Consider the following 4515-nt stretch of genomic DNA (forward strand, 5'->3'; position numbering starts at 1 on the left):
CAGGCAAGCAAGCTTTGGCATGTCTCGAACGTCTACCGCATCCCCGAGCAAGAGCGGCTGGCCGAGATGCTGGGGCCACGAGCCGGTTTGATCAACAAGGTGTTCGACAACAACTTCCTCGACCGCCTGATCGCCGACCCCGAGGGCCTCGCAAAAGTACCGCACATCGACTACGTGCGCGAAGCCGGCTCCGAGGGCATCGAGCTCGTGATGTGGTTGATCGCGCGTGGCGCCATGAGCGCGAAACCACCCAAGGTGGCACATCGCTTCTATCACGTGCCTGCGTCGAACACGGCGGTGGGCCATCTGATTCTGGAGAACCAGGCATGACGATCAAAGTGGCGTTGGCCGGCGCGGGCGCGTTCGGCATCAAGCACCTCGATGCCATCCAACTGATCGACGGTGTGGAGGTCGTGTCGCTGATCAGCCGCGACCTCGCGAAGACCCAGGAGGTGGCCGACAAGTACGGCATCCAGCACGTGACGACCGACCTCGCCGACAGCCTGGCCATCAAGGAGGTCGACGCAGTGATCCTGTGCACGCCGACGCAGATGCACGCCGACCAGTCGATCGCCTGCATGAAGGCCGGCAAGCACGTGCAGGTCGAGATCCCGCTGGCCGACAGCTTGAAGGGCGCTGAAGCCGTGGTGGCGTTGCAGAAGCTGACCGGCCTGGTCGCGATGTGCGGCCACACCCGCCGCTTCAACCCCAGCCACCAGCTCGTGCACAAGAAGATCGTCGCGAAGGAGTTCAACATCCAGCAGATGGATGTGCAGACGTATTTTTTTCGCCGCACCAACATGAATGCGCTCGGCCAGGCACGCTCGTGGACGGACCACCTGTTGTGGCACCACGCGGCGCACACGGTCGACCTGTTTGCGTACCAGACGGGCGGCGAGATCATTCAGGCGAACGCGGTGCAAGGCCCCATCCACCCGACGCTGGGCATTGCGATGGACATGAGCATCCAGTTGAAGAGCAGCACCGGCGCGATCTGCACCTTGAGCCTGAGCTTCAACAACGACGGGCCACTGGGCACCTTCTTCCGCTACATCGGCGACACCGCCACCTACATCGCGCGCTACGACGATCTGTTCAACGGCAAGGACGAGAAGCTCGACGTGAGCCAGGTGGATGTGTCGATGAACGGCATCGAGCTGCAAGACCGTGAGTTCTTTGCCGCCATCCGCGAGAAGCGCGAGCCCAACGCCAGTGTGGCCAGCGTGCTGCCCTGCTACCGCGCATTGCATAAACTGGAGCAACAACTCAACGCCTGACCGCTCCTCACCATGCAACAACGTACCCTCGGCCCGTTCCAGGTTTCCGCCATCGGCCTCGGGTGCATGAACCTCAGCCACGCCTACGGCACGCCGCCTTCGCGCGAGGCGGCGGAGGCGCTGCTGCTGAACGCGCTGGACAGTGGTGTCACCCTTTTCGACACCGCCGCGCTTTATGGCTTCGGTTTGAACGAAGAACTCGTTGGCCAGGTGCTCAGCCCCCACCGCTCGAAGTTCACGCTCGCCAGCAAAGGCGGCCTGCACGGCAACGCTGAAGGCAAGCGTGTGCTCGACGGCCGCCCCGCGTCGCTCAAGGCGAGCTGCGAACAAAGCCTGAAACGCCTGCGCACTGACGTCATCGACCTCTTCTACCTGCACCGTTGGGACAAGCGTGTGCCCATCGAAGACAGCGTCGGCGCCATGAGCGAGCTGGTGCGCGAGGGCAAGGTGCTGACCATCGGCTTGTCGGAAGTGTCAGCGGCCACCTTGCGCCGCGCGCACGCGGTGCACCCCATCACCGCCTTGCAAACCGAATACTCGCTGTGGACACGCAACCCCGAGATCGCCGTGCTCGAGGCCTGCCGCGAGCTGGGCACCGCCTTCGTGGCCTTCAGCCCGCTCGGGCGCGGCTTCTTGTGCGGCGAGCTGCGTGACCTGGCCACGCTCGGCGCGCACGACCTGCGCCGGGGCATGCCGCGCTTCCAGCCCGACCACTACGCCGCCAACCTGAAGCTGCTCGACGGCTTGAACACGATCGCCGACGAACAGCGCTGCACGCTGTCGCAGCTGGCGCTGGCCTGGTTGCTGGCGAGGGCCGAACACATCATCCCCATCCCCGGCACACGCAGCATCGCCCACTTGCAAGACGACCTGGGCGCGGTGAACGTGACGCTCGATGCGGCCACGATGCAGCGGCTCGACGCCCTCATCAACCGCCACACCGTGACTGGCGCGCGTTACGACGCTGCCGCACAAGCCGGTGTCGACACCGAAGAGTTCTGATGGCCGCGCACCCTGTGCTCCTGCCCGGCCTGCTGTGCGACCGCGAAGTGTGGCAAGCGCAAATCGATGCGATCGGCCCCTGCCACGTGGCCGACTACGGCACGCTCGACTCGCTGCAAGCCATGGCCGAACACGTGCTGGCCACCGCGCCCGCCGGGCCGCTGTCAGTGGCCGGCCATTCGATGGGCGGGCGAGTGGCCTTCGAGATGTTGCGCCAGGCACCGCAGCGCATCGAACGTCTGGCCTTGCTCGACACCTCGTACCACCCGCTGGCCGAAGGCGAGGCGGGTGAGACCGAACGCGCCGGCCGCATGAGCCTGCTCGCCACCGCAAGGCGCGACGGCATGCGCACGATGGCGCGCGAGTGGGCTCTCGGCATGGTGCACCCGAGCCGGCACGACACACCCTTGTTCGAAGCCGTGCTCGACATGTTCGAGCGCAAGACACCCGACATCTTTGCGGCGCAGATCAACGCGCTGCTGACGCGCCCCGACTGTGGCGACCTGCTCGGCCACATCCCCTGCCCCACCCTGCTGCTGTGCGGCCGCGACGACGCCTGGAGCCCGCCCGCGCGTCACGAGTTCATGCAACAACGCATCGCGGGCTCGCGCCTCGTGATCGTCGAAACCTGCGGCCACATGAGCACGATGGAGCAGCCCGAGGCGGTGTCGCGCGCACTGAGCGAGTGGCTGACGTGGGCCAGGTGATGCGGCCCCTGCAACGCCTGATGGCCGTGTCGATGCTGGCGGTGCTGGCGGCCTGCTCCACCACCCCGCGCGACGGCCCCGAGGCCAAACCTCCCCCCAACCTCGACAAGGTGCCCGACGCGCAGCCGCAGGTCGAGCCCATCCGCGAGGGTGGCCCCAACAAGCCGTACGCCCTGGCCGGGCGCAGCTACACGCCGCTCACGGGCGACAAGCCGCTGGCCGAGAAGGGCCAGGCCTCGTGGTACGGCAAGAAATTCCACGGCCGGCGCACCGCCAGCGGTGAGGTCTACAACATGTATGCGATGACGGCGGCGCACAAGACCATGCCGCTGCCGAGCTATGCGCGCGTGCGCAACCCGGCCAACGGGCGCGAGATCATCGTGCGCGTTAACGACCGCGGGCCGTTTCACGCCGGGCGCGTGATCGACCTGAGCTACACCGCCGCGATGAAGCTCGGTGTGCTCAACGGCGTGGCACCGGTGGAGGTGGAGCGCATCACGCACGAGCAGATCCGCAGTGGCGAGTGGCGACGCGATGGCAAGGCCGGCGCCCCGCCGCAGACGGTGGCACCTGCGATCGAAGTCACGGCCAGCACCGAGCCGAGCGCCGCGCCGCTGCCGGCCACGACTGCATCAGCACAGGGCTTCTGGGTGCAACTGGGCGCGTTTCGGCAGCGCGACGGTGCCGAGCAATTCCAGCGCCGGGTGGTTGAGGAGCTGGATTGGCTATCGCCACTGCTCGCCATCTTCAGCGAGCCGCAGCTGTTTCGGCTGCAGGCCGGGCCTTACCCGACGCGCGGCGAAGCGCAAGACGCCGCTGGGCGGATCCGCGATGCGCTGAGGCTGGTGCCGGTGGTGGTCGAGCGGCGCTGAAGCTTCGTTCAGCGCCCGCCAGTCACGTCGATGGTCGCGCCGGTGGTGTAGCTGGCGGCGTCGGACAGCAGCCACACGATGGCCTGCGCCACCTCGTCGGCGGTGCCGGGGCGCTGCATCGGGATCAGCGAGGCCGACTGGTGGGCACGGTCGGGCAAGCCACCTGCGGCATGGATGTCGGTGTCGATGATGCCGGGGCGCACCGCGTTGACCCGCACCCCTTCAGCCGCGACCTCCCTCGCCAGGCCCAGCGTGAAGGTGTCGATCGCGCCCTTGGAGGCCGCGTAGTCCACATACATGCCCGCCGCGCCGATGCGCGCTGCCGCCGACGACAGATTGACGATGGCGCCGCCCAATCCGCCATGGCGGGTGGACATGCGGCGCAGCGCCTCGCGTGCGCAGACGAAACTGCCGATGAGGTTGACGCCCAACATGCGCTGCAGTCGCTCGACGCTCATCTCGTCGACCCGCGCACCGAGGTCGATCACGCCGGCGTTGTTGACCAGGCCCGCCAGACGCGGCAACTCGGCATCGATGCGCGCGAACATGGCCAGCACCTGGGCCTCGTCGGCCACATCGGCCTGCACCGCGAGCGCCTGGCCCCCCGCAGCCTGGATGGCTTGCACCACCGACTGCGCCGCCGCTGCGTCGCGCGTG

At 67.4% G+C, this 4515-nt stretch carries 6 protein-coding genes; 5 read left to right on the forward strand and 1 reads right to left on the reverse strand.

Features of this window, described 5'->3' with window-relative positions; translation table 11 throughout:
* From RMO40_RS21490 to RMO40_RS21510, 5 genes are all read left to right on the forward strand, one after another.
* Positions 1-330 (forward strand): DODA-type extradiol aromatic ring-opening family dioxygenase (locus RMO40_RS21490; RefSeq protein WP_489660218.1); only part of this gene is annotated, 330 nt, incomplete at its 5' end.
* The gene (locus tag RMO40_RS21495; protein ID WP_309725639.1) at positions 327-1277 is read left to right on the forward strand and encodes a Gfo/Idh/MocA family oxidoreductase; all 951 of its coding nucleotides are present in this window, start codon (positions 327-329) and stop codon (positions 1275-1277) included. The genes RMO40_RS21490 and RMO40_RS21495, both read left to right, overlap by 4 nt.
* 12 nt (positions 1278-1289) lie before the next feature.
* Positions 1290-2279, forward strand: coding sequence for an aldo/keto reductase (locus RMO40_RS21500; RefSeq protein ID WP_309725640.1), 990 nt, complete (start codon positions 1290-1292; stop codon positions 2277-2279).
* A complete protein-coding gene (locus tag RMO40_RS21505; RefSeq protein ID WP_309725641.1) occupies positions 2279-2986 on the forward strand; it encodes an alpha/beta fold hydrolase in 708 nt (235 codons plus the stop codon). Before RMO40_RS21500 ends, RMO40_RS21505 begins: the two co-directional genes overlap by 1 nt.
* A complete protein-coding gene (locus RMO40_RS21510) occupies positions 2965-3858 on the forward strand; it encodes a septal ring lytic transglycosylase RlpA family protein (RefSeq protein WP_489660219.1) in 894 nt (297 codons plus the stop codon). Before RMO40_RS21505 ends, RMO40_RS21510 begins: the two co-directional genes overlap by 22 nt.
* An 8-nt stretch (positions 3859-3866) precedes the next feature.
* Here RMO40_RS21510 and RMO40_RS21515 read toward each other — a convergent pair.
* On the reverse strand, positions 3867-4515 hold a 649-nt coding region (locus RMO40_RS21515; protein WP_309725642.1), incomplete at its 5' end, for an SDR family oxidoreductase.

Source organism: Rhizobacter sp. (genome assembly GCF_031412075.1).
Classification (GTDB): domain Bacteria; phylum Pseudomonadota; class Gammaproteobacteria; order Burkholderiales; family Burkholderiaceae_C; genus Rhizobacter.

Coding starts and splice junctions, on each gene's coding strand:
- RMO40_RS21500 (WP_309725640.1), top strand. CDS start 1,290: ATGCAACAACGTACCCTCGGCCCGTTCCAGGTTTCCGCCATCGGCCTC.
- RMO40_RS21505 (WP_309725641.1), top strand. CDS start 2,279: ATGGCCGCGCACCCTGTGCTCCTGCCCGGCCTGCTGTGCGACCGCGAA.
- RMO40_RS21495 (WP_309725639.1), top strand. CDS start 327: ATGACGATCAAAGTGGCGTTGGCCGGCGCGGGCGCGTTCGGCATCAAG.